This window comes from Microbulbifer guangxiensis (genome assembly GCF_021729075.1).
In the GTDB taxonomy this organism is placed as follows: Bacteria; Pseudomonadota; Gammaproteobacteria; order Pseudomonadales; family Cellvibrionaceae; genus Microbulbifer; species Microbulbifer guangxiensis.
This window is the reverse complement of record NZ_JAJSAQ010000001.1, coordinates 530143-553906: the sequence shown is the minus strand read 5'-3', so window position 1 is coordinate 553906 and position 23764 is coordinate 530143. Positions and strand designations below refer to the sequence as shown.

Annotated in this window: 19 protein-coding genes; 15 read left to right on the top strand and 4 right to left on the bottom strand. The window is 61.5% G+C overall.

All coding sequences use genetic code 11. From position 1 onward, the window contains the following. Positions 1 to 130 precede the first annotated feature (130 nt). The 10 genes from LVD12_RS02365 to glcF all read left to right on the top strand — a co-directional run bounded on the left by LVD12_RS02365 (position 131) and on the right by glcF (position 13168). Positions 131 to 1681 carry a serine hydrolase gene (locus tag LVD12_RS02365; RefSeq protein WP_237065366.1) on the top strand — a complete coding sequence of 517 codons (1551 nt, stop codon included), beginning with the start codon at positions 131 to 133 and terminating at the stop codon, positions 1679 to 1681. Positions 1682 to 1703: 22 nt separating this feature from the next. Then, positions 1704 to 2750 carry a S66 peptidase family protein gene (locus tag LVD12_RS02360; RefSeq protein ID WP_237065365.1) on the top strand — a complete coding sequence of 349 codons (1047 nt, stop codon included), beginning with the start codon at positions 1704 to 1706 and terminating at the stop codon, positions 2748 to 2750. A gap of 124 nt (positions 2751 to 2874) precedes the next feature. Beyond that, positions 2875 to 4269 (top strand): Na+/H+ antiporter NhaC family protein, encoded by a 1395-nt coding sequence (locus LVD12_RS02355; RefSeq protein ID WP_237065363.1) that lies wholly within the window; start codon positions 2875 to 2877, stop codon positions 4267 to 4269. A 15-nt stretch (positions 4270 to 4284) separates the two neighbouring features. Beyond that, positions 4285 to 6207, top strand: a complete 1923-nt coding sequence (locus LVD12_RS02350; protein WP_237065361.1) for an aminotransferase class I/II-fold pyridoxal phosphate-dependent enzyme — start codon at positions 4285 to 4287, stop codon at positions 6205 to 6207. A gap of 80 nt (positions 6208 to 6287) precedes the next feature. Then, on the top strand, positions 6288 to 6959 hold the full coding sequence (locus LVD12_RS02345) for a M15 family metallopeptidase (RefSeq protein ID WP_237065359.1): 672 nt from the start codon (positions 6288 to 6290) through the stop codon (positions 6957 to 6959). A gap of 17 nt (positions 6960 to 6976) precedes the next feature. Next, on the top strand, positions 6977 to 8200 hold the full coding sequence (locus LVD12_RS02340; protein WP_237065358.1) for an exo-beta-N-acetylmuramidase NamZ family protein: 1224 nt from the start codon (positions 6977 to 6979) through the stop codon (positions 8198 to 8200). A gap of 2 nt (positions 8201 to 8202) precedes the next feature. Further along, the gene (locus LVD12_RS02335) at positions 8203 to 9393 is read left to right on the top strand and encodes an acyltransferase family protein (RefSeq protein ID WP_237065357.1); all 1191 of its coding nucleotides are present in this window, start codon (positions 8203 to 8205) and stop codon (positions 9391 to 9393) included. Positions 9394 to 9397: 4 nt separating this feature from the next. Further along, a complete protein-coding gene (locus tag LVD12_RS02330; protein ID WP_237065356.1) occupies positions 9398 to 10822 on the top strand; it encodes an FAD-linked oxidase C-terminal domain-containing protein in 1425 nt (474 codons plus the stop codon). After that, the gene (gene glcE / locus LVD12_RS02325) at positions 10815 to 11876 is read left to right on the top strand and encodes a glycolate oxidase subunit GlcE (RefSeq protein WP_237065355.1); all 1062 of its coding nucleotides are present in this window, start codon (positions 10815 to 10817) and stop codon (positions 11874 to 11876) included. The genes LVD12_RS02330 and glcE overlap by 8 nt, the downstream gene beginning before the upstream one ends. Further along, positions 11876 to 13168, top strand: coding sequence for a glycolate oxidase subunit GlcF (gene glcF / locus LVD12_RS02320; protein ID WP_237065354.1), 1293 nt, complete (start codon positions 11876 to 11878; stop codon positions 13166 to 13168). The genes glcE and glcF overlap by 1 nt, the downstream gene beginning before the upstream one ends. Before the next feature lie 232 nt (positions 13169 to 13400). On the opposite strand, the gene murQ is transcribed toward glcF, so the two are convergent. The 3 genes from murQ to LVD12_RS02305 all read right to left on the bottom strand — a co-directional run bounded on the left by murQ (position 13401) and on the right by LVD12_RS02305 (position 16938). Further along, positions 13401 to 14348 (bottom strand): N-acetylmuramic acid 6-phosphate etherase, encoded by a 948-nt coding sequence (gene murQ / locus LVD12_RS02315; RefSeq protein WP_237065353.1) that lies wholly within the window; start codon positions 14346 to 14348, stop codon positions 13401 to 13403. Between the two features lie 140 nt (positions 14349 to 14488). After that, positions 14489 to 15367, bottom strand: a complete 879-nt coding sequence (locus LVD12_RS02310) for a glucosamine kinase nucleotide-binding domain-containing protein (protein WP_237065352.1) — start codon at positions 15365 to 15367, stop codon at positions 14489 to 14491. Beyond that, positions 15364 to 16938 carry a sodium:solute symporter gene (locus LVD12_RS02305; protein ID WP_237065351.1) on the bottom strand — a complete coding sequence of 525 codons (1575 nt, stop codon included), beginning with the start codon at positions 16936 to 16938 and terminating at the stop codon, positions 15364 to 15366. Before LVD12_RS02305 ends, LVD12_RS02310 begins: the two co-directional genes overlap by 4 nt. Before the next feature lie 194 nt (positions 16939 to 17132). Here LVD12_RS02305 and LVD12_RS02300 point away from each other — a divergent pair, with 194 nt between their 5' ends. Together LVD12_RS02300 and LVD12_RS02295 are read left to right on the top strand one after the other, a co-directional pair. Continuing rightward, positions 17133 to 18008, top strand: coding sequence for an SIS domain-containing protein (locus tag LVD12_RS02300; protein ID WP_237065350.1), 876 nt, complete (start codon positions 17133 to 17135; stop codon positions 18006 to 18008). 392 nt (positions 18009 to 18400) lie between these two features. Then, positions 18401 to 18703, top strand: a complete 303-nt coding sequence (locus LVD12_RS02295; RefSeq protein WP_237065348.1) for a hypothetical protein — start codon at positions 18401 to 18403, stop codon at positions 18701 to 18703. 21 nt (positions 18704 to 18724) lie between these two features. Here LVD12_RS02295 and LVD12_RS02290 read toward each other — a convergent pair whose 3' ends face one another. Continuing rightward, on the bottom strand, positions 18725 to 20362 hold the full coding sequence (locus LVD12_RS02290; protein WP_237065346.1) for a PAS domain S-box protein: 1638 nt from the start codon (positions 20360 to 20362) through the stop codon (positions 18725 to 18727). Between the two features lie 167 nt (positions 20363 to 20529). Between LVD12_RS02290 and LVD12_RS02285 the strand changes: the two genes are divergently transcribed. From LVD12_RS02285 to LVD12_RS02275, 3 genes are all read left to right on the top strand, one after another. Then, the gene (locus LVD12_RS02285; RefSeq protein ID WP_237065344.1) at positions 20530 to 20844 is read left to right on the top strand and encodes a helix-turn-helix domain-containing protein; all 315 of its coding nucleotides are present in this window, start codon (positions 20530 to 20532) and stop codon (positions 20842 to 20844) included. Between the two features lie 175 nt (positions 20845 to 21019). Continuing rightward, positions 21020 to 22423, top strand: coding sequence for an amidohydrolase (locus LVD12_RS02280; RefSeq protein ID WP_237065342.1), 1404 nt, complete (start codon positions 21020 to 21022; stop codon positions 22421 to 22423). After that, positions 22420 to 23733, top strand: coding sequence for an amidohydrolase family protein (locus tag LVD12_RS02275; RefSeq protein WP_237065341.1), 1314 nt, complete (start codon positions 22420 to 22422; stop codon positions 23731 to 23733). Before LVD12_RS02280 ends, LVD12_RS02275 begins: the two co-directional genes overlap by 4 nt. Positions 23734 to 23764 lie beyond the last annotated feature (31 nt).

The window sequence follows — 23764 nt, the reverse complement described above, 5'->3', positions numbered from 1 at the left end:
GCGCCTGATGCGCATGGCAAAAAGTGGTTCTCGCGTGCAAATAGTGAACGATTGAGTTGCTCTCACAAACCGGGGTAATCCAATCCATCAATGCATCCGGCCGTCTGTCTTTTTTTGCAGGGGTATCACAATGAAAATAAAAGCAGTTGCAGCCTCGATCGCTGTCTTTCTCGCGGGGTGCACTGATTCCCCACCTTCGTCCAGTGAAATTGAAAGCCTGGTGGAGCGTGTGCTCGAGGAAGAACGGGTGCCCGGAGCTGCAGTCGCTGTCTGGCATCGTGGAGAACCGGTACTGCTGCGCGGGTTCGGTGTGACCAACGTGGAAACGCCCCGCCCGGTGGATGACGAAACGCTGTTCAAGCTTGCCTCGACCACCAAGGCGTTCACTACCGCAGCCCTGGCGTTGCTGGTGGAAGAGGGCAAGCTCGACTGGGACAGTCGCGTCGTGGACCACCTGCCAGAGTTCAGGCTGGCCGACCCCTGGATCACGTCGGAATTTCGCGTTGTCGATCTGCTGACCCATCGATCTGGCCTGGGGCCAGGGGCCGGCGACCTGATGCTCTGGCCGCAACCCAATACCTTCGATCGCAACGATGTGCTCTCCGGCCTGCAGTACCTGCCCATTACCCGAAGCTTTCGCTCCGACTATGCCTACGACAACCTCCTTTACATCATCGCCGGAGAATTGATCGCGGCGGTGTCCGGGCAGAGTTACGAGGACTTTGTCCAGGGTCGGCTGCTGCAGAAATTGGGTCTCGAGCACTGTTACGCCGGCCCGGTACCGGCCTCGGCGCGGGACAATCTGGCGGATCCCCATCGGCTGGAGGAACAGGGGCTGGTGGTGGATACGCCGAACCTGGCCGGTGACGAACCGATCGTCCTTGCCGCTGCGGGCGGTATGCACTGCAGTGCCGGCGATATGGTGACCTGGTTGCGTACGCTGCTGGCCGGTGGTGTCTCCCCGTCCGGTGAGCAGATTTTCAGTCAGGAGACCCGCGATGAACTCTGGCGGCCGGTCACCCTGATGCCGCTGTCTGAATCCCGTTCCGAACGTGACGCAGGCCATTTCTACGCCTATGCGCTGGGCTGGCGGGTCCAGGACATGCACGGCAAGCGGGTAATCCACCATACGGGTTCACTCTCCGGCATGTATGCCTGGGCGGCACTGGTGCCGGAAGAGGAGCTGGCCATCGTGGTGTTGATGAATCGGAGTGCCGGTGTCGCACGGCAGGCACTGATCTATGGCCTCTTGAAGCCCTACCTCGGGGCGGAAGAGCAGGACTGGCTGGCGTACTTCCAGGAGCTTTATGGCGGTGCTTCGGAGCCCTACGAGCCGGAACTGCTGCCGGCGCCGGAGAGCATGGCAGACATTTCCGATGCGGAGGTCACCGGAAGCTATCGTGACCCCTGGTTTGGCCCCATTGAGATCGAGCGAAACAATGACGGTTTGCGCTGGCGTTCACTGAAGTCGCCGCGCCTCACCGGTACCATGCTGACTGCGGCCCCCGGCGTCTGGAGCGTGAAGTGGGATGATCGCAGCCTGGATGCGGACGCCTGGATGCGCGCGGAGCGCGACGAGGATGGCACCCTGGTGCTGACCCTGCAGCCCCAGTCCCGCGGTGTGGATTTCAGTTACGACTTTCAGGATCTGCGTTTCGAGCGCGTGAGTGAAGGCAGTTGAGAAGTGGTGTGAGGAGAGTCCCATGGAAAGAAGAACACTGATCAAGTCCCTGGTGGCAGCACCACTGCTCGGAAGCCTTGCCGCTGCCGGAAACGCCGGTGCAGCGCCATCCACTGGTGAGCTGCTGCGCCCGGCCCGCCTGCGCCGCGGCATGACCGTGGGCCTGGTCACACCAGCCAGTAATGCCTGGGAGGATGAGGATATCCGCTTCGCCATCGACGTGGTGAAGTCCCTCGGCTTCCGGGTGAAGGAGGGCGAGCACCTCTACCAGCGTACCCAGTATCTGGCCGGGCCGGATGCGGCGCGCGCGGAGGATTTCAACCGCATGTTTGCGGATCCCGAGGTGGATGCGGTCTTCTGCCTGCGCGGCGGCTACGGCACTCCGCGAATCCTGCCCATGCTCGATTACGGCACCATCCGGCAGAACCCCAAGGTGCTGCTCGGGTACAGTGACATTACTGCACTGTTGAACGCGATCCATGAGCGATGCGGGCTGATTACTTTCCACGGTCCCATCGCTGCACAGAATTTCAGCGACTACACCCTTGAGGAGTTTTCCAAGGTGCTGGTGCGGGCAGAGGCCCCGGCCCGTCTTGGTGAGGCACCGCCGTTTGAGGGCGGCCCGGGCCGGGTGGAGCGTCGCAACCGGGTGACCCGTTTCCGCGGTGGACGCGCCCGCGGGCGGCTGATCGGGGGCAACCTGACCCTGATGTGCAGCCTGCTGGGCACACCCTACGAGCCGGATTTCCGCGATAAGATCCTGTTCCTGGAGGATGTGGGCGAGGCACCGTACCGCATCGACCGGATGCTCACCCAGCTGTGGCTGGCCGGCAAGCTGGACGAGGTGAATGGGATCGTCTTTGGCAAGTTCACCGATGCGGACACCAGTGGCAACACCTTCAGTGTCGAGCACGTCCTGCGCGAACGCTGTGCCGGGCTCGAGGTGCCGGTGGTGCGCGGTCTCATGATTGGTCATGTGGACGACCAGACCGTGGTGCCGGTGGGAGCCATGGCGGAACTGGACGGGGACAGCGGCGCCCTGATCCTGCAGGAAGCGGTGGTGAGTTGAGGACCGCTTCATTCCGCTCGAACAGGCTGGATTCCGTTAATTATCGGTTCCGGCGATAAAAGCTGTTTCGGCAGGCCCTCCGGGGCCTGTCAGCATATTAAAAACAATAATCAAACGATGCTGTATGACTGAATTATCCTGGATTACCCTGCTGCCGCCATTTCTTGCCATCGGCCTGGCGCTACTCACCCGACAGGTTTATCTGGCGCTGTTTGCCGGTATCTGGCTCGGGTATTTTCTGCTCAACCAGTCGGGCTTCTTCGCCTCCCTCGCCGAAGCACTCGATGGCGTGATTGCGGTGCTGTCCAACCCGGGTGACGCGCGGGTGGTGGTATTCACCCTGATCATCGGTGCTTTCATCATTACCCTGGAGCGCTGCGGGGCTGTCAGCGGTTTTGTCCGTTTTCTCGAGCGCAGTCGCTGGGTCACCAATGGCAAGCGGGCCCAATGGATGGCCTGGCTGGTCGGTATCGTGATCTTTATCGAGTCCAACATCACCGTGTTGGTGGCGGGTACCGTGTCCCGGCCGCTGTTCGACCGTTTCCGGGTCGCGCGGGAAAAACTGGCCTATATCATCGATTCCACTTCCGCCCCGATTTGTATGCTGATCCCGCTGAACGCCTGGGGTGCATTTAACCTGGGGCTGCTGGATGGCCTCGGGGTGGATGAGCCGCTGAAGGTGCTGCTGGCCAGTATTCCCCTGAACCTCTATGCCATCACCGCTGTTGCGCTGACGGCTTATACCATCACCCGGGATTACAATCCGGGCCCCATGGCGAAGGCCGAGGCCCGTACCTACGGCGGCGATGTGGACGGTGTCGACATTGCCGCTGCAACGGCGGAGCGCAAGCACGTCAAGCCGCGCCTGATGAACATGTTGTTGCCGGTGATTACCCTGATCGTCGCCATGCCGGTGGGGCTCTGGATCACCGGAGATGGCGAGATCTTTGCCGGTTCCGGTTCCACTTCCGTGCTGTGGGCCTCCTTTGCAGCCCTGACCGTGGTTTCTCTGCTGGTCATTTTTCAGCGCAGTATGACTCTCGAGGAGCTGAGTCACACCTGGATGGAGGGGGCCGGCCGCATGCTGCCGCTGGCCGTCATCCTCGTGCTGGCGCTGGCCCTGGGCTCGATTTCCAAGACCCTGGGCACCGGTGACTATGTGGCCGGAATGGTCGGGGATGCCATCCCGGTGGCGTTTCTGCCCCTGGTGATTTTCCTGGTTGCCGGCGTGATCGCTTTCTCTGTGGGGTCGAGTTGGGGTACCTTCTCCATTATGTTGCCCATCGCCATCCCGGTGGCGTCGGCACTGGGCGCTGAACCAGCCCTGTTTGTGGCGGCTGTGCTTTCCGGGGGTATCTTCGGGGACCACGCTTCGCCCATCTCGGATACAACCATTGTCTCGTCGCTGGCGGCGGGCACGGAACATATTGATCACGTGCGAACCCAGTTGCCATATGCCCTGATAGCCGGCGCTGTCAGTGCGGTTGGTTTTGTCGGCCTGGGTTTGCTGTTGCTGTAGTTTGTGAGTGCGTTGATGACGGAATGCAAGATTGTACTGGTCACTGCGGAGCCAAGGTTTGGCGCCCGCTGGGTTTCTGAACTGGGCCTGGTGGCAGAAAGTGACCATGATTCGCCGGTGAGGCTGGCTTTTTGCCACACCGGGCTGGATGAGCTGGAGGATTTTCTCCAGCGCGGTGAAACCCAGATCGTCGCACTGGATGATGGCAGCCTGGGTCCGGACACCCTGGCAGAGGCCTACAGCACACTGCGCCGCTGGCGCGCTGAGATCGATTGCGTGCTGCTGACCGCAGGTGGCAGCGCGGCCAGTGAGCGGAATTACGAGAGCGTGATCTCCCGCAGCGAGTCCAATTACGGCGTGGTCTACCGCACCCTGCGCCGGATCCTGCTGGAGCGCATCGCCACTCCTTTCGCCGATGCCCTGCGCGAGTATGTCTATGCTGCCCGCGATTCATGGCACACGCCGGGCCACTCCAGTGGCGACAGCCTGAGTTCCAGTCCGTGGGTGGTGGATTTCTACCGCTTTATGGGCGAGCACATCTTCAATACGGACCTGTCCGTCAGCGTGAAGATGCTGGATTCCCTGATGGACCCCATCAGCGTGATCCGCCAGTCCCAGCAGTTGACCGCCAAGACTTTTGGCGCTGCGCACAGTTATTTCGTCACCAACGGCACCTCCACATCCAACAAGATCGTCCTGCAGCACCTGTTGCGCAGTGGCGACCGGGTAATTGTGGACCGCAACTGCCACAAGTCCGTGCACCACGCCATGATCATGAGCGGTGCGCTGCCGGTGTACCTGGAGTCCTCGGTCAACCAGCACTACGGTATTTACGGGCCGGTATCCAAGGCGAAAATTTTCGATGCCATTGATCGCAACCCGTCTGCACGCCTGCTGGTGCTGACATCCTGCACCTATGACGGCCTGCGTTATGACCTGAAGCCGATCATCGACTATGCGCATGACCACGGCGTTTATGTGCTGATCGACGAAGCCTGGTATGCGCACGGCCGCTTCCACCCGGCACTCCGCCCCACAGCGGTGGAGTGTGGTGCTGATTTCGTGACCCAGTCCACCCACAAGATGCTGTCGGCGTTTTCCCAGGCGAGCATGATTCACGTGGGCGAGAGTGTGAAAGACTTTGATGCGGCGGGTTTCCGTGAAGACATCAATATGCACACGTCCACCAGCCCCCAGTACGGCATGATTGCCAGCCTGGATGTGGCGCGCAAGCAGATGAGCATCGAGGGCTTCGAGGTAATGAGCCGCACCCTGGCCTTTGCCGAGGACATTCGCCAGTTCGTGCGCGAATCCACTCCCTTTGCGAGTCTGGCAGTGGAAGACCTTTGCAGCGACGAAGTCGCCGGTGATGACATCCTGCTGGATCCCACCAAGGTCACCATCGATGTCGGTTGTGCCGGTGTCTCTGCGCCGCAGGCACAGCAGGTGCTGTTCAACAAATATGGCATCCAGGTGGAGAAGAATACACACAACACCCTGTCGTTCCTCGTCACCATCGGCACCACGGAGAGCAAGGTGTTGCGCCTGAAAGAGGCACTGCGACACCTGTCGGGGGATTGCCTCGAGTCGGGCTCCGCCGACAGCGGCCAGTCCCTGCCGGCGCTGAGTGCCATTCGCGTGTTGCCGAGAGCCGCTTATTTCGCCCGCGGTGAAAAACTGCCGTTGAGTGGCAATGACGGCAGGGCCCTGGTAGGGCGTATCGCCTGTGACGAAGTAGTGCCGTATCCACCGGGCATCCCGTTGCTGGTGCCGGGTCAGGAGATTACTGCTGAAATTCTCGCGGCAATCCGCTCTTACGTGGAGGATCGCGAGGACCTGGAAATGCATGGTTTGCGCTCGCTGAATGGCGTTCCGGCAATCCGTGTCATGTGCGCTGACGAAGTGGAGGCGGGGGTCCGCGAGCTGGAAGCGCTCTGAGTACGGCGCTGCCAGGGGAAAACATCCAAGAATAATCAGGCCGGCGTGAATCCGGGTGGAGCGGCCGGGGAGGGGGTGTCATGGAAGTGGGAAAAAGCTGGTTGCTGGCACTGGTGGTGCTGACCGCCTGTGCCCAGGAGGCGCCTGAGCCGCCGGTGCAGATGGCGACGGTCGAAGCCCCGGGTATTCGCGTCGACATGAAATATTTCAGCGGCGACAACCTGGTCGGCGAGCCCCTGGATGGCTACGAGGCCAACCGCTGCCTGCTGGCTCCGGGGGCCGCCGGCGCACTGAAGGCGGTGGCGAAAGACCTGGCCAGCCTCGGCCTGGGTCTGGTGGTTTTTGACTGCTACCGTCCGCAACAGGCCGTCAATCATTTTGTGCGCTGGGCGGCCGAGCCCGAGGATTTCTCCACCAGAGAGGAGTTCTACCCCCGGGAAGAGAAGTCACAGATGTTCGAACGCGGTTATATCGCCGAGCGCTCCGGCCACAGCCGCGGCGCAACGGTGGACCTGGGCCTGTATCGGCTGGAGAGCGGTGAGCTGCTCGATATGGGCACCGGTTTCGATTTCATGGATGAGCGCTCTGCGACTGAATACCCACTAAAAGATCCCATCGCAGTCCAGAACCGCATGCTCCTCCGCGACGCCATGTCCGCCCACGGCTTTGCCAATTATGCGCAGGAGTGGTGGCATTATACCTTCAAGCCAGAGCCCTGGCCCGAGCAGTATTTCGATTTCCCTGTCCGCTGACAGCTAGCCGAGAGACCATGGATGTGAATAAAAAAGACAGCGCTATCATGAATGCTTTCACCCTTCGCCGCCTGCTGGCCCTGATGGCGGTACTGACGTGCCTGCTGCCACTCTCCGCTTGCAGCGAGGATCGACCGCAACCCGTGCTCACCGGTGCCGAGCAGCCCGGGCGCTACCTGCCGCTGCTGGAAGAACAGCGTGTGGGGCTGGTGGTCAACCAGACCTCGCAGGTGGGCGAGCAGCACCTGGTGGACTTCCTGCGCAAAGAGGGCGTGGATATCGCGCGCATTTTTGCCCTTGAGCACGGTATCCGCGGCGATGTGGAGAACGGCGGTAAGGTGGACGACGGTATCGACGGTCCCACCGGCCTGCCGATTGTCTCCCTGTACGGCGGGCAGTATGCACCGTCTGAGGAAAGCGTCGCCGATCTGGACTGGCTGCTGTTCGATATCCAGGATGTGGGCGTGCGCTTTTATACCTATATCAGCTCGCTGCACTACCTGATGCAGGCCTGTGCGGATTATGGTGTGCCGCTGATGGTACTGGATCGCCCGAATCCGAATGGTGACTACACCGATGGCCCGATGCTGGAGCCGGAATTCCGCAGCTTTGTCGGTATGCACCCGATTCCCCTCGTGCACGGCATGACGGTGGGAGAGCTGGCGCAGATGATCAACGGCGAGGGGTGGCTGCAAGAGGGTGCCCGCTGCGAGCTGACCGTGGTGCCGGTGGCCAACTACCACAAGAGCGATGCCTATTCACTGCCGGTGAAACCCTCGCCCAACCTGCCCAACGACCTGTCCATCCGCCTGTATCCCTCCCTGGGACTGTTTGAAGGCACGACGGTCAGTATCGGCCGCGGCACCGAGTTTCCGTTCCAGGTTGTCGGCCATCCCGGCGACGAGCAGGGCCGCTTTGAATTCACCCCGCAGCCGATTCCCGGTGCCAGCGAAAATCCCAAGCATCGCGGCGCCCTTGTCAGGGGGGACGACCTGCGGGCGCTGGACGCTCAACCGCGTTTTTCCCTCCGACACCTGATCGAGTGGTCCGGCCGCACCGGTGAGCCGGTGGAAGAATTTTTCTCCCGTGCCGGCTTCTTCGACAAGCTGGCGGGCACCGACCGGCTGCGCAAGGCGATCGTGGCTGGCCAGAGCGAGGACGAGATCCGACGCAGCTGGGCCGGTGCGCACCAGCAGTTCATCGAACAGCGCCAGCCCTACCTGCTCTACCCGGAGGGCTGAGCATGTTGCAGCGCCACAAGGAACAGATCCTCTCCCTCAGCCCGCAGGGACGGCTGATGTCGGTGGACCTGTTGCGGGGGCTAGCCATCGCCGCAATGGTGCTGGTGAACAATCCCGGCAGCTGGTCCTATGTGTACGCGCCGATGGCGCATGCGGAGTGGCACGGCTGGACTCCCACGGACGTCATCTTCCCGCTGTTCCTGTTTGTGGTTGGTGTTTCCATGGTACTGGCCAACGGCCGCCGTGAGACTTTTCCCGCGGTCGGCTGGCCGCAGTGGTCGCGCGCGCTGAAGCTGTTCGGCCTGGGGCTTTTTCTCGCGGTATTTTTTTACAATTTCCGCGATCCGGCCTACGACTGGTTTGAGGATCGCCTTGCGGGTATCCGCTGGCTTGGTGTGCTGCAGCGTATCGCTCTGGTATACATCCTCTGTTGTTATCTGGTGTCCTGGCTCTCCACCCGCGGCCTGGTCGTGGCCGCAGTGCTGTGTCTGCTGGTACCGTGGCTGATGATGATGTTGATTCCATACAGCGGTGACAGCGGCGAGGTGTTCCACGGTCAGCTGCTGTTTGGCAACCACTTTGCTGCCTGGCTGGACTACTGGCTGCTGGGCAAGGAGCACCTCTACTACCGCAACGCAGAGCCGTTCCCGTTTGACCCGGAGGGCGTGCTGACCACACTGCACGCGGTCTCCACCTGTCTGCTGGGCGTACTGGCCGGACTGGCCTGGAAATCGAGTGATGGTTCGGAAGCCAGCCGATTGAAGCTTTGCCAGCACTGGGGCGTTGCCGGGGTCCTGCTCCTGCTGGTCGGTCAGTTTCTCCATCCCTGGGTGCCGATCAACAAGGCACTGTGGTCACCTAGTTTCGTGATGGTGACCGGCGGTGTTTCCCTGATGCTGCTGGCTACACTCTTCTATCTGGTGGATATCCGCGGTTTCCGCGGGCCGCTGGCACCGCTGCTGGTATTCGGTGTCAACGCCATCGCCCTGTTCATGCTGGCCGGCGTCGTGGGGCGGCTGCTCATCATGGTGCCGGTCGGGGAGACGACGCTCAAGGGATGGTTGTTCGGCAATGTATTCCAGCCCCTGTTTGGCAGTTACGGCGGTTCTCTGGCGTTTGCCGTCAGCTGCCTGGCACTGTTTTATCTGGTGATGTGGCAGATGTACCGCCGCAGGATTATCTGGAAGGTTTGATCTTGTGTCCGCAGAAGCCCTGTTAACCGAGCTCCGCTCCCGGCTGCCGGCGGAGTGCCTGCTGACGCAGCGGGAGCAGATCGCTCCCTTTGAATGCGACGCGCTACCGGTCTACTGCAGCCGGCCGCTGGCGGTGGTGCTGGCCCAGAGCGAGGCGCATGTGGTCGCTGTCGCCACCGCCTGTCACCGCCACCAGGTACCCCTGGTGACCCGCGGAGCGGGAACCGGGCTGTCCGCCGGGGCCAAACCCATCGAGGCGGGCGTGCTGCTGGTCACCGCCGCCATGAACCGGATCCTGGAACTGGACCGGGATGCCATGACCGCCAGGGTGGAGCCGGGCGCCGTCAACCTGCAGGTCTCCCGCGCGGCCGCACCTCTGGGCCTCTATTACGCACCCGATCCCTCGTCCCAGATCGCCTGCTCCATCGGTGGCAACGTGGCCGAAAATGCCGGCGGTGTGCATTGCCTCAAGTACGGCGTCACGGTCCAGAATGTGGTGGCCTTACGGGTTGTAACGGCAGAAGGGCAGGTCGTCCTCCTCGGCAGCCAGTGCCTGTCCCAGCCGGGCTACGACCTGCTGGCACTGTTGCATGGATCGGAGGGCTGTCTCGGCATCATTACCGAAGTCACGGTGAAACTCACACCACTGCCGGAAGACACCCGCACACTGATGGCGGATTTCTCCTGCGTGCGGGCCGCGTCCGATGCCGTCTCCGCCATCGTGCGGGCCGGTGTGATTCCCGCTGCGTTGGAAATGATGGATGCGCTGGCCATTTCTGCCACCGAGGCATTCTGCCATGCAGGCTATGCGCTGGATGCGGCGGCAATCCTGATTATCGACCTGGATGGTGATCCCCGCGAGGTGGAGGCCGAGCTGCTGCTGGTGGAGGAGGTGCTCGGCCGCTCCGGTGCCACCCGTGTGCAGCTGGCTGCAGACGATGTGCAGCGGGCCCTGTGGTGGAAGGGGCGCAAAAGCGCCTTCCCTGCCATCGGCCGCCTGTCCCCGGATTATTACTGTATCGACGGCACCGTGCCGCGCCACCGCATTGGCGACGTGCTGGAAGCCATCCAGTCCTTTGCCGTGAATTACGATCTGCGGGTGGCCAATGTCTTTCACGCCGGTGACGGCAACCTGCATCCCATCATCATGTTTGACGGCCGTGAACCCGATGTCCTGGAGCGGGTGGAACGCCTGGCGGCGGATATTCTCGAGTACTGCATCGCCGTCGGTGGCAGCATCACCGGTGAACACGGCGTCGGGCTGGAAAAGATCAACCAGATGGCAGTGCAGTTCAGCGACGCGGAGATTGCACAGTTCATGGCCATCAAGGAAGCACTGGACCCGCAGCGGTTGCTCAACCCCGACAAACAGATTCCCGAGCTGGCCCGGTGCCAGGAATACCGCGCATTGAGGCGTTCCCATGAGTGAGTTTTGCGCAGAGCACGACCGCAGTACCCGACTGCAGGCACAGGTGCAGGAGGCACTGGCCGGGGCGCAGCCTCTGGGGATTGTTGGCAGTGGCAGCCGTGCCAGCCTGGGGCTGGTGCCGGCTGGTGCATCCCTCTCCGTCGCCGACCACCGCGGGGTGATCGACTATCAGCCCGATGAGCTGGTCATCCGTGCGCGTGCGGGCACCAGGCTGATCGAACTCGAACACCTCCTGGCCAGCCATGGCCAGCGTTTCGCCGCCGATATCCCGGTGCCAACAGCCGAGAGCACGCTGGGCGGCGCCATCGCCTGCGGCTGGGATGGCCCCGCGCGCTCCCTCGGGGTTTCCCTGCGGGATACAGTACTCGGTTGCCGGCTGGTCAACGGCCGTGGCGAGATCGTGAATTTCGGTGGCCAGGTGATGAAGAATGTGGCCGGCTATGACCTGTCCCGCCTGCAGGCGGGTGCGCTCGGGACCCTCGGGGTGATCCTCGATGTTTCCCTGCGTCTGGCGCCATTGCCGGAAAAGCAGGTGACACGAGCTTTCGCCGTCCGCCGCGAGGAGCTGGAAGACTGGTGGCCGCGCTGTCGGGAGCTGCGCCCACTGCTCAGCGCCAGCTGCTGGCGCGACGGCCAGCTCTACCTGCGCCTGAGTGGCAGGGCGGGGGCCCTGGATCAGGTCCTGCCCTCGATGGGTGGGGATGACATTGCGTTCGACTGGAAAGCGCTGCGTGATCTGCGCAGCGATTTTTTCGGTGCCACGGGACTGGCCTGCCTGTTTTTGCCGCCACGGACACCGATGGCGATTCAAGAGGGCGAAACCCTGCTGGACTGGGAAGGCGCCCGTATCTGGGTCAGGGGTGGCAATCACCCGGAATTACAGCGCGCGGTGCAGGACGCGGGCGGTTTCCTCCGCGTGCTCAGGGGCGAGGCAGTCCCGCCAGTTGTCGCCGCGCCGGACTGGCACCGGCGGCTCAAGCAGGCCTTTGATCCCCGGGGTATCTTCAACCCGGCGATTTTCAGCGATCAATTTGGCGGTGGGGGAGAGCACTGATGCAGGTTCGCATTATCGAGGGGCTATTGCATCCCTGGGAGGCGAAACGGGCGGAAGAGGTGCTGAATGCCTGTGTGCATTGCGGATTCTGTACCGCCACCTGTCCCACCTATTTGCAGGCCGGCAATGAGCTCGATAGTCCGCGCGGACGGATTTACCTGATCAAGGAAATGCTCGAGACCGGTGAGGCCACGGAAGTAACCCGCACCCACCTGGATCGCTGCCTGACCTGTCTCAGCTGCGAGACCACCTGCCCATCCGGTGTGGAATACCACAAGCTGGTGGCAGTGGGGCGCACCACCAGCGAACGGCTGGCGCCTCGAACGCCGCTACAGAAAGCCCTGCGCCGGGTGCTGCGCATCCTGATGGTGACCCCGGGCCTTTTCCGGGTGCTGATGGCCATCGGCCGCCCCTTTGGCCCGCTGATGCCGCGGGCCCTGCGACGGGTCTATTTCCCGGCCCGCCGCGGGCAGCGTGCATCTCCAGCCACCGACTCGCTGCGCCGTTCGGTGACGACCGATCCGGAACGCGGCAAGGTGCTGCTGGTGAGGGGCTGTGTGCAGCCGACCCTGCGGCCGGAAAGCGATGCCGCCTTCCTGCGTATCCTCAACGCCCTCGGCGTGCCGGTGGAGGAGTCAGCAGCGGCCAGTTGCTGTGGCGCGGCCAGCTACCACACCAGTGGCGAGGAGCAGGCGCGCTCGCTGGCGCGCAGGCAGGTGAACCACTGGTGGCAGCGGCTCAGTAAGGAGCCAATCCGGGCGATTGTCTCTACTGCCAGCGGCTGCGGTGTGCACCTGAAGGACTATGCCACCGTACTGGCGGACGACCCGGAATACCGCCACAAGGCCGAGCAGATCGCGCAATTGATTCGAGATCCGGTTGAGGTGTTGGAGCAGGTGTTCGGGGATCAATCCTTCCAGTTTCCAAACAGGGACATCAGTCATGAATTTGTATTTCACTGCCCCTGCACGCTGCAGCATGGGCAGGGATTGACCGGACGGGTCGAGCGGTTGCTCTCCCGATTGGGAATCAGTCTGCCGGAGGTGGAGGATGCGCACCTCTGTTGTGGCTCCGCCGGCACTTACTCGGTACTGCAGCCATCGATGTCGCGGGCCCTTCGCGCGGAGAAGCTGGAAAATCTGGAGGCTTCCCGTCCGGGCACCATCCTCACCGCCAATATCGGCTGCCAGCTGCATTTGCAGGGCGGCACCGAGATACCGGTACGGCACTGGCTGGAGATCGTCGCAGAGTTGCTGGAGGAGGGGCCTCGGTCCGGGGGGATTCCTGACTAGCTGAACGGTGTTGGGAGCATTGAGTTCAGCCGGAGCTACTGGCCACTATGAACCGGAATCACATTGCCGGGATGCGCTGGGGAGAATATTTTCGGGGGCTTTCCTTACTGACGAAGTCCCGCCGCCAGAAATTAAGACAGGGATCCTGGCGCTGTGTCGCCACAGGATTAGGAGAGAAGGCAGTGTGGGGTTACTAATACACTGTGCCCCCACACTCAGAGTCCCTTCCGCTTCAGGCAAGCGCTTCCTCAGCTTGCCTTTCTGGCTTTACCTGCTGTAACGCCAGTCGCAGGAACCCGTTGGATTCTTTCAGCGCACGCTCAGCGTCAGCCCGATCAAGCCCGCTCAGGATGACCATGATGGCAAGCTTCGCATTGTGGTCACATTGGCCGAGTACCCGGTCAGCTTCCTCGAAGCTTACCCCGGTCGCCTCCATCACGATCCGGCGCGTGCGGCCGATCAGTTTGGCGTTGGTGGCCTTCACGTCCACCATCAGGTTATAGAAACTCTTGCCAAGGCGGATCATGCTGGCGGTTGTCAGCATGTTGAGCACAAGCTTTTGCGCCGTGCCCGCTTTCATGCGGGTAGACCCGGTGAGGATTTCCGGGCCGGCTTCCGGCAGTATGGCGATGTCTGCCTCGTTGGCGATCACCGCGGCGCGGTTACAGGAAAGGGCCACGGTCGTGCAGCCCAGCTCGCGCGCATACCGCAGTCCGCCGATCACATAGGGGGTCCTGCCGCTGGCGGCAATACCGACGACCACGTCTTTGTCGCACAGGTTGATCTTCTGCAGATCCGCGCGACCCAGGTCCGGGTTGTCCTCGGCCCCTTCCTGGGCCCGGTAGACGGCGTCATCACCCCCGGCAATCAGGGCGACCACCATATCCTCACTGACGCCATAGGTGGGTGGACACTCGACGGCGTCCAGGATCCCCAGGCGGCCGCTGGTGCCGGCCCCCATATAGATGAGCCGGCCTCCGTTCTTGAACGCCTCGACGATCTTTTCTACCGCCTCCGCAACCTGGGGCAGGACGCGGTGCACGGCGACGGGTACTTCACGGTCGGCGGTGTTGATTTTTTCCAGGATGGCCTCGGTGGGCAGCAAGTCGATGTCCTGGGTATCCGGGTTGCGGGCCTCACTGGTGAGGCGGCTCAGCTCCTGAATCAGGTCTTGGCTCATTGTTGTGTTCCAGAATTTGGCGAGAGCGGGTTTACGCCTGTTATAACGCCGGCGGCAGTAAACCCAAATTCGCGCAGTTGCCATGATTTCCTGGAAAGCGGGGCTCCAGGATCCTTCCTTTTGAGACTATTCGGCTAACTTCAGGGCGCAGTAGCGACCATGCAGTCGCTTCTGGCCAGAATGCAGGCACCGTCCAGGGCGGTGCCGAGCGGCGGAATCAGGCGCTCCTGCAGGTCCGGGGCCAGATAGGGCACCAGCTTCTCGGCTAACCCACCCAGCAACGCCAGGGGCAAGGCCTCGGCGGCGGACGCAGCGCGGATCAGGCGCTCCACCTCCGCGGTGGTGTTGGAGACGATCTCCCGCGCCAGGTCACAGCCGGGCAGGTGGGAGAACACCAGTGGCGCCAGGGCGCCATATTCCCGTGAGCCGGCGCTCTGCAACCAGGCCAGGATGGGGCCGCGATGCTGTCCTACCTCCGCCATGATCTGCTGGCAGAGCGGGGTCCGTGGGCTGCCGTAAATGTCGAGCTCCCAGAGCATAGCGCGCACGGCGCTCTTGCCGATGGCCGCGCCGCTCCCTTCGTCGCCCACCGCCAGGCCCCAGCCACCGAACTGCCGGATCTCGCCATTACTGGCTAGTCGCATCACGACCGAGCCGGTGCCAATGGCGGCCATGACCAGCGGGCTGCCGGCACCGGCACCGATCAGAGAGGTCCGCGCATCGGAGGTGACCGTTACCTGGGCAAAACCGAGGGACTCGAGCCGGGCACTCATTTTCGCTGCGGCCGAGGGATTACCGGCTCCGGCGACGCCGCAGACCAGTTGGATCTTTTCCGCCGTGAGGCCACTCTGTGCCAGCAGGTCGCGGCACAGCCCGATGACGTTGCCGATCGCCCCCTCGATATCCTGGGTCAGCGAACTGGCCCCGGCGCGAAGTTCCAGCGGCGCCATGCCGGGCCCGCCGATGCGCCCGACTGTTTTGGTGCCGCCGCCATCGATGCCAAGGAAGCACTGGCTCATGCGCGGGCTTCCTCGGGGATCTCGCTGTCGGCCAGCTCGGAGGGTTTACCGAGACAGCAGATCGAGAAGGCGATGGCGGTGCCCAGACACAGCTGCCAGGTAAAGGCGAGCACCAGCGGTTCCTCATTGCCTGTGAGCAGGGTAATCATCCAGGGCTGCAGCATGAGGGTGACGAAAAAGCCACCGATCAGCGCCATGGTCACGCTCAGGCCGCTGCCGCGGTTGGTAAACAGAACGGTAAAGAAGACACCCAGTAGCCCGGAGTAGGCGAACACCATGACCGAGAGGGCAAAGGTGATCAGCGGCAGGTCACTGATCTGCTGCCAGTAGAAACACAGGATGGCCATGCCGCTGAGTGCAGCACCGATCAGGGCCATGGCGCTGCGTCCCGCGACCACGAAGTGGTGGGCGGGCTTGTTGATTCCGCGCCGCTCCAGCCAGTTGCGGTACAGATCCTCGGTGAGGACACTGGCCATGGAGTTGAGGCTGGAGTTCAGTGTCGACAGCGCTGCGGCAATGACGCCGATGGTCACCAGCCCACGCAGACCCGCAGGCATCTCGTTGAGGACGTAATGCATAAAGACGGTGACGTCTCCACCGGCCGGCGAGGAGACGGCGGTGCCGCCCATCAGCTCCGGTACCTGGTAGAAGATATAAAGCAGCAGGCCGATACCCATGAAGACCGCCATCACCGGCGCCACCATCACCACCGACAGCAGCATGGCACGGGCACCATCGCGGGGCGTCTTGCAGGTGAGCAGCCTCTGGGTGACATCCTGGTCGAGGCCGAAGGCGGCAATGTTCAGCAGCACAAAGCCGGTGAAGGTTGCCCACAGGGTGAAGGGATCCTGCAGGTTCCAGCTGGTGTCGACCAGTGCCAGCTTGGAACCGCTGCCATCGGCCGGGCTCTGCAGCGCGGAGACAATCGCTGGCAGGTCCGCGGGAATCTGCCACAGCAGTACCCCGACCACGGCGATGGCAGCACTGACGTAGACGATGCATTGCAACACGTCGCTCTGGATCACCGAGCGCACACCGCCGATGAAGGTCTGCAGCAGGCCCGCTGCCGTCAGCACGAGTACTGCCAGCACGACGTGATCAGCATCGATGTCATTGAAGAGGATCATGGAGACGGCGATTGCCGCCATATAGAGACGGGCGCCGCTGGCAAAGACCCGACCCAGCAGATACATGGCCCCGGCTTTCTGCTTGGCGCCTTCCCCGAAGCGACTCTGCAGCAGCTCGTAAACCGTGGTGACCCGCTGGCTGTAGAAGCGCGGGATCAGGTGGCGGGCGACCACGAAAGCTGCCAGGAACGCGCCCAGGTTGGTGAACAGATAGGTCAGGTCACCGCGATAACCCAGGTCCGGCCCTCCGAGAAAGGTCGCTGCGGACTGTGTGGTGGCCAGGGTAGAAATGGCCACCATCCACATGGGCATGCTGTTGTGGGCCAGAAAATAGTCGCGGCTGTCTGCGGCGCGGCTCCGGCTGAAGTACCAGCCGCTGCCGACAAGAATGGCTCCGTAGAGTGCAAAAATTGCCCAGTCGAGCCCAGTGAACTGCAATTCCATCAATGCCCACCCGTTGTTATTCTTCCGTGCGCCTCGCGACGCCGTGCATAATTATTCCTAATAATTCCTCATATTGGTATCATTTATTCTTTGGTGGGGCAAAGGTTTTTCCATCGGTCGTGCCGATCCTGCTCCCCGGTAACTTGGATCTTTGAAAGGGCCGGGGGCCAGGTGCTTCCGATAGCGTGAAAACTATGGGTTCGATTGCAAAAATCCGCGCGATGCGGGATTCGATGTCCAGTCACGAACGTCGAATCGCGGATTTTCTTCTGGAGAATGTGGAGGAGGTGCGCGGCAAGTCGTCGAAGGCGCTGGCAGATCGCATTGGTGTCTCCCAGTCCAGTGTGGTCAAGTTCAGCCAGAAGCTTGGCTACAAAGGGTATTCCGACCTCAAGCTTTCCCTGACCGAATCCCTTGCCCGAACGTCACTGCTGCCGAAAGCGATCCATGGCGATATCGCCATCGGGGATGACGTCACCACCGTCGCGCAGAAGCTGATTGCCCGCAAGACCGTGTCGCTGAACGAGACCCTGGCGGTGAACCCTGAGGCCCAGCTACTGGCTGCGGCTGGTTTGCTCGGCGGTGCCGGGCGTATCCTGATGGCCGGCGTCGGAGCGTCTTCGCTGGTCGCCAAGGACCTGGCATTCAAGCTGATGAAGCTGGGTAAAGCCGTACTGGTAGAGAGTGATACCCACGTGCAGATGGCGAATGCTGCAACGCTGGGAGAGGGGGATGTGATTCTTGCCATTTCCGAGTCGGGCCAGACCCAGGAGGTGGTACGAGTTGCCGAGGCAGGCCTGGCCCAGGGCGCCGCGGTGATTTCCCTGACCAGCTTTTCCCGCAACCCGCTGGTGGAAGTGGCCGGCATCAACCTCTTCTGTGTTGCCGATGAAGCCGGTACCCGCAGTTCTTCCATCCTCGCCCGTACGGCACAGTTGATGGTGACTGACCTGTTGTTCCTGCTGATGTCCCAGCGGGATGAGAAGGCCAAGGACCTGTTTGAGCGCAGCCGCGAAGCGGTGGCGGTGTTCCGCCAGCAGGGACAGTCGAGAAGGTCTCGAGCCAGCTGACATTCATGCCAATCATTGTCCTGCTGGCGTAAAGCAAAGCGGAAATACCATTGTTTGCGCGCCGGCCTTGCTTCACCGGATAAGGAATAATATATTCCTTATCGCTGTCGGATTTGCAATAAACGGTTATGGTATCGAGTCGTTGCGTGAATTCGTGAGCGGCGGACTCATCCGGTCCCGAGGTTTGAGGCAGGCTGAGTCGGCATTTTCACCTTGAACTTCCAATTCCGGATTTCCCTTCCGCGAGAATTGGCTTTCAGGGGGTGGGCTTTGCCCACCCCCTTTTTTCATGTCTGCCGGTTGAAACTTCCGCCAAGGCAGCAGGAAAGAGGAAGCACGCGCAAGCCGTTGCTATGCTGGAATTATTGCAGGGTTGATAGGCGAGTGTTGTTATGCAGTGGTTACTCGCGCTGGGGCTGTTGCTCCCGATCGGTGTTTTTGCCCAGGAAGTTTCTGATTCCGAATCCCGCCAGGGCGGTGGTGGGGCCAGTCCGTATCTCTCGTTCTGCCAGCAACGGTTCTACGAGGAAGAGGACGGGCGCCTGCTCTGTAACTGGGCGGTGAATTTCAACTTTGCCTGCTTCGTTTCCTACCCCTCAAACAAGGTCATCCAGGCCGGCTCCAGGATTACCGACCCCGAAGTGGTGGGCGAGTGTGACAATGGGGAGCCCATCATCAAGCTGTTGCATTACTGAGGAAGCCGTTTCTTTCCTGCATCAGGGCTTGTGGGTTTCAGGGGCCTGTTGTTTTGGGAGGCGGCCCTCCGCGGTCAGCCGTTTCAGTAATGACTCCAGCTGGTCGTAGGTGAACGGTTTGCGGATACATTCGAGAATGCCATCCTGCAGGATGCTCTCGATTTTGCTCTCAACGCTGTAACCCGTCGACAGAATCGCATTGATGTCCGGATTGATTGCCTTCAGCAGCGAAAACAGCTGCTGGCCGTCCATTTTCGGCATGATCATATCCAGTAATACCAGGTCTATCTCCCGGTAGTTGCCCCGATAGAAAGCGATGGCGGTCTCGGCCGAATCGAATGCCCATACCCGGTGGCCATGCATTTCAAAAAGGGCCTTGGAGTAGTTCCGCACCATCGGTTCGTCATCCACCACCATGATGCGGATCCCCTTGCTGCGCCCGGTTGCATGCCGGGTTTGGCCCTCCGTTTTTTCTTCTACCTGGCCAATGGGCAGGAACAGGTCAAAGCTGCTCCCCTGGCCTTCCATGCTGTGGCAGCGAATCGCCCCCTGGTGCATGTGGGTCATGCCGTATACCGCCGCAAGACCCAGACCGGCGCCGCGGCCGCTGTCCTTGGTGGTGAAAAAAGGCTCGAATATTCTCTGCCGCACCGATTCGGGCATGCCGGTGCCGTCGTCGCTGATGGTGATCTGGAGGTGTGGGCCGGGTTGCAGTTCAAATTCGGATATCGTGGTCGGGGATTCGATTTCCACATTGCGGCTCGAGAGGCGCAGCATGCCCCCGTCGGGCATGGCATCCTTGGCATTGATGCCCAGGTTGAGCAGTGCACTCTTCAGCTGGGCGGTATCCCCGAGAATATGGTAGCGGGAGGCCAGCAGATTCTGCTCGATAATGATTCTCCGGTCGATCGTCCGTGCCAGCATCGCACAGACGTCGCGGATGATTTCGTGGGTGTTGCATTCCCTGAGCTGATATTTGCCCTTGCGGGCGAAAGTGAGGAGCTGCTGAGTCAGTTCCGCGGCGTGCTGGGCTGTTGTCAGGATGTGGGTTGCGTATTCGCCGACTTGCGGGTGATCACTCAACTCGCGGATAACCTCGGCATAGCCGCTGATCCCGTGAATCATATTGTTGAAGTCATGGGCGATGCCCCCGGCGAGTTCACCGATTGCCTGCATCTTCTGGGCCTGACGCAGCTCCTCTTCGAGACGCCGCTGCTTGGTAATGTCGGAGCCGATGCTGAGGACTCCCACCAGATTGCCGTCATCGTCCTTGAGAACCTTGTTGGTCCAGGCAATCCAGACACGCTTGCCCGACCGGGTGACATTTTCATTGATGTTGTAACGGTGGGCCTCGGGATCACGGCAGATTTCATCCATCAGCGGCCGGAGGTCCCGCCCCGTGCTTTCATTCTCTGGCACGATGGTTCCGACTACATGTCGACCGATAATCTCACGCTCGGAATAGCCGAAAAACTGCTGGGCATATTCATTGAAGAAGGTAATGAACCCGTTGCGGTCCCAACGGAGGATGATCGAGTTGGCGTGTTCTACTAGCTCCCGGTAGCGCTCTTCACTCTTGCGCAGCGCCTCGTAAATGACACGGGTCTCCCCGTTGACGTCAACAGGCAGTGCCGGCTTGCCCTGGTCCTTGATTGTCATTTTCCATTCCTGTTGCTGCCCAACTGAGCATATTGCCGGCCGCGACTCCCTGTGCCGGCCCCGGAATTCCAGCACGGGGACCACGCAATGTCTACAGGGGCCGGATTTGGTCGGTACTCGACCGTATAATGCGCCGTGCAGCAGGCAGATTGAAGCGAGGGGGTGACATGAAGGGCTCTGGGGAGAGCGGGGATGCCAGCCGGAAGGCTGCGAGACTGCTCCGGGTTATGGGAGAGCAGTGTCGGCACCTGCGCCTTGCACACAATCGTTCCCAGGAGGAGCTGGCCGCCGCCAGCGGCATTGGTATGAGCACGCTGAAACGGCTGGAGAAAGGGCAGGGCTGTCACCTCTCGGCGCTGGCAGAAGTCCTGGTGCAGCTGGGGGTGAGCGAGCGATGCGAGACGCTCTTTGAAGACCTGGCACAGGACTTACAGGTAGCGGATGCAGCGCGCTTGCGTGCCTCGAATAACAGAAAGCGCTGACAATGATCCGGTCGAGGTCGCTGGAGTTCGGGTTGAATGAAAAATGATCTCTTGTCGGGGCTGGTTTTTCAGGTCAACCGATTCCGGCAGATCCGGCGATGGCGAAAGCGGGCAGTGCTGGTAGCATAGTCACCTCAATTGATAACAAAACAGTCAACGACACCGGGACATAACAATGCAGCATCACTTACGCTGTCTCGCGGCCCTGCTGGGCGCCGCCATTCTTGTGACCGCCTGTGGCGGTGAGGAAAAGGGTGGGGATAAGGAGGCGAGCAAGAGCTTCGCCGATCTCGATGCCTTCCCCTCCACTTACGCCATCGAGCAGAGTAAACCCGTCATCATCCGCAATGCCACCGTGCTCACCGGCACTGGCGAGCGCCTCGACAATACCGACCTGGTACTCGAAAAAGGCAGGATCGCCAAGATTGGCGAAAAGCTGCGCGCTCCCCGGAACGCGCTCGAGATCGATGCCAAGGGCAAGTGGGTGACCCCGGGGCTGGTGGATGTTCACTCCCACCTCGGCAATTATCCGGCTCCCTCCATTGAGTCCTCCCAGGACGGCAATGAAATGACTTCGCCGAATACGGCGGAAGTCTGGACCGAGCACTCCGTCTGGACCCAGGACCCGCAGTTTGAACTGGCCCTGGCGGGAGGCGTCACCACCCTGCAGATACTGCCGGGCTCCGCCAACCTGTTCGGCGGCCGCAGTGTAACGCTGAAGAATGTACCCGGTCGCAGTGTGCAGGACATGAAATTCCCGGGCGCTCCCTATGGCATGAAGATGGCCTGCGGCGAGAACCCCAAGCGGGTATACGGCGGCAAGGGCACCGCGCCATCCACGCGCATGGGCAATGTTGCGGGCTATCGCAGTGCCTGGCTGGAAGCCTCCCGCTACAAGGACAAGTGGGAAAAATATTGGGAAAAGGGTGGCGAAGCTCCGGACCGCAACCTGCAGCTGGAGACCCTGGCCGGGGTGCTCAACGGAGAGATTCTGGTGCACAACCACTGCTATCGCGGTGAGGAGATGGCCATCATGATGGACATCGCCGAGGAATTCGATTTCCAGATCACTGCTTTCCACCATGCGGTCGAGGCCTACAAAGTCGCCGATCTTCTGGCCGAGCAGGGTGTCTGCTCCGCCATGTGGGCAGACTGGTGGGGCTTCAAGCACGAGGCCTTCGATATGACCGAGGCCAATATCGCCATCGTCGATCAGGCCGGCGCCTGCGCCATGATCCACTCGGATTCGGCGATCGGAATCCAGCACCTGAACGAGGAAGTGGCCAAGGCCATGACCGCCGGTCAGCGCGCCGGATTTGATATCACTCCGGAATACGCGGTGACCTGGATGACCCTGAACCCGGCCAGGGCACTGGGCGTTGCTGATGAGACCGGCAGCATCGAGAAGGGTAAGATGGCGGACGTCGTTCTGTGGTCCGGTAACCCGTTCAGTGTCTACAGCAAGGCGGAGAAGGTCTTCATCGACGGCGAGCTGATGTTCGACCGTGAAGACCCGGCCCGCCAGTCCCATAGTGATTTTGAACTGGGTATCCTGAATCCTGAGGGAGAGCGCTCGTGAAAACCCTGAATAAACTGATATTTCCCGCGCTGGCCCTGCTCGCCGGTGCCGTCATCCCGAATGCCATGGCAGAGACCTTGCTGATCAAGGGAGGCCGCGTTCACACCCTCTCCGAGGCAGGAACTCTGGATACTGCCGATGTCCTGGTACGTGACGGTCGCGTAGAGCAGGTGGCCCCGTCCATCGCCGTCAAGGCAGACCGGGAGATCGATGCCAGTGGCAAGATCGTGACACCCGGTGTTATCGCCCCGGTTTCCGAGCTGGGCCTGGTGGAAATCGGAGCAGCCAGCAGCACCAACGACTACGCGGTGACTGGCGACAGTATCGGAGCGTCCTTTGACCCCTTGCCGGCCTACAACCCCAAATCGACCCTGATTCCCTTTAACCGTGCCGGCGGTGTAACCCGCGCGCTGGTTTTTCCCGATATCAAAATGTGGGGGGAAGGTGTCGGTGACCCGCAGCGGGTTTTTGCCGGTCGCAGTTTTGCCATCGCCCTGAACGGGCAGTTTGACAGTGTGGTCGCCACCGATCTGGCGCAGAAGGCCTTTACCGGCGAAGCTGGTGGTCTGCTCGCAGGTGGCAGTCGCGCCAACGCGATCGCCAAGGTTCGCAACGCCCTGGAAGAGGCCAAGGAGTATCGTGATAACCGCGAGGCCATCCGCCGCGGCCAGTGGCGGGAACTCAACCACTCTGTTGAAGACCTGGAAGCACTGCAGCCGGTGCTTGAGGGTAAGCAGCCCCTGCTGCTGACGGCCAATCGCGCCAGCGACATCATTGCCGTTCTCGACCTCGCCCGCCAGTTCCAGTTGCAACTGGTCATCCAGGGGGCGGCTGAGGGCTGGATGGTGGCTGACCGGATTGCCGCGGCCAAAGTACCGGTCATTGTCGATGCCATCAATAACCTGCCGACCGCTTTCGAGACTCTCGGCGCGCGGCTGGATAACGCAGCCCTGCTGAACAAGGCGGGGGGCAAAGTGCTGATCAGCGGCCCGGGTTACGCGTCAACGCACAATGTGTATCTCGCGCGGCAGTCCGCCGGCAATGCGGTTGCGGCGGGGCTGCCCTACGAGGAGGCTCTCAAAGCGATCAGTACCAATGTTGCCGAAGTCTTCCGCATTGGGGGTGGCAGTATTGCCCCGGGGCGTGTGGCCGATCTTGTGGTCTGGAGTGGCGATCCGCTCGAGGTGACGAGCTATGCGGAGGCGGTCGTGATCAATGGTGAGCCGCAATCCCTGGTCAATCGTTCGACGCGACTGCGGGACCGTTACCTGAAGCCTGAGGCCGGACACGAATTCGGTTTCAAGCGTTGACCGGCCCTGAACACAAAAAGCTGATAGGGAA

What these genes read in the sequence shown, in the direction of transcription:
- glcF (WP_237065354.1), top strand. Translation starts at nt 11,876, where the DNA reads ATGCAGGTTCGCATTATCGAGGGGCTATTGCATCCCTGGGAGGCGAAA.
- murQ (WP_237065353.1), bottom strand. Translation starts at nt 14,348, where the DNA reads ATGAGCCAAGACCTGATTCAGGAGCTGAGCCGCCTCACCAGTGAGGCC.
- LVD12_RS02280 (WP_237065342.1), top strand. Translation starts at nt 21,020, where the DNA reads ATGCAGCATCACTTACGCTGTCTCGCGGCCCTGCTGGGCGCCGCCATT.
- LVD12_RS02290 (WP_237065346.1), bottom strand. Translation starts at nt 20,362, where the DNA reads ATGACAATCAAGGACCAGGGCAAGCCGGCACTGCCTGTTGACGTCAAC.
- LVD12_RS02350 (WP_237065361.1), top strand. Translation starts at nt 4,285, where the DNA reads ATGACGGAATGCAAGATTGTACTGGTCACTGCGGAGCCAAGGTTTGGC.
- LVD12_RS02300 (WP_237065350.1), top strand. Translation starts at nt 17,133, where the DNA reads ATGGGTTCGATTGCAAAAATCCGCGCGATGCGGGATTCGATGTCCAGT.
- LVD12_RS02355 (WP_237065363.1), top strand. Translation starts at nt 2,875, where the DNA reads ATGACTGAATTATCCTGGATTACCCTGCTGCCGCCATTTCTTGCCATC.
- LVD12_RS02310 (WP_237065352.1), bottom strand. Translation starts at nt 15,367, where the DNA reads ATGAGCCAGTGCTTCCTTGGCATCGATGGCGGCGGCACCAAAACAGTC.
- LVD12_RS02335 (WP_237065357.1), top strand. Translation starts at nt 8,203, where the DNA reads ATGTTGCAGCGCCACAAGGAACAGATCCTCTCCCTCAGCCCGCAGGGA.
- LVD12_RS02345 (WP_237065359.1), top strand. Translation starts at nt 6,288, where the DNA reads ATGGAAGTGGGAAAAAGCTGGTTGCTGGCACTGGTGGTGCTGACCGCC.
- LVD12_RS02360 (WP_237065365.1), top strand. Translation starts at nt 1,704, where the DNA reads ATGGAAAGAAGAACACTGATCAAGTCCCTGGTGGCAGCACCACTGCTC.
- LVD12_RS02285 (WP_237065344.1), top strand. Translation starts at nt 20,530, where the DNA reads ATGAAGGGCTCTGGGGAGAGCGGGGATGCCAGCCGGAAGGCTGCGAGA.
- LVD12_RS02365 (WP_237065366.1), top strand. Translation starts at nt 131, where the DNA reads ATGAAAATAAAAGCAGTTGCAGCCTCGATCGCTGTCTTTCTCGCGGGG.
- LVD12_RS02305 (WP_237065351.1), bottom strand. Translation starts at nt 16,938, where the DNA reads ATGGAATTGCAGTTCACTGGGCTCGACTGGGCAATTTTTGCACTCTAC.
- glcE (WP_237065355.1), top strand. Translation starts at nt 10,815, where the DNA reads ATGAGTGAGTTTTGCGCAGAGCACGACCGCAGTACCCGACTGCAGGCA.
- LVD12_RS02340 (WP_237065358.1), top strand. Translation starts at nt 6,977, where the DNA reads ATGGATGTGAATAAAAAAGACAGCGCTATCATGAATGCTTTCACCCTT.
- LVD12_RS02295 (WP_237065348.1), top strand. Translation starts at nt 18,401, where the DNA reads ATGCAGTGGTTACTCGCGCTGGGGCTGTTGCTCCCGATCGGTGTTTTT.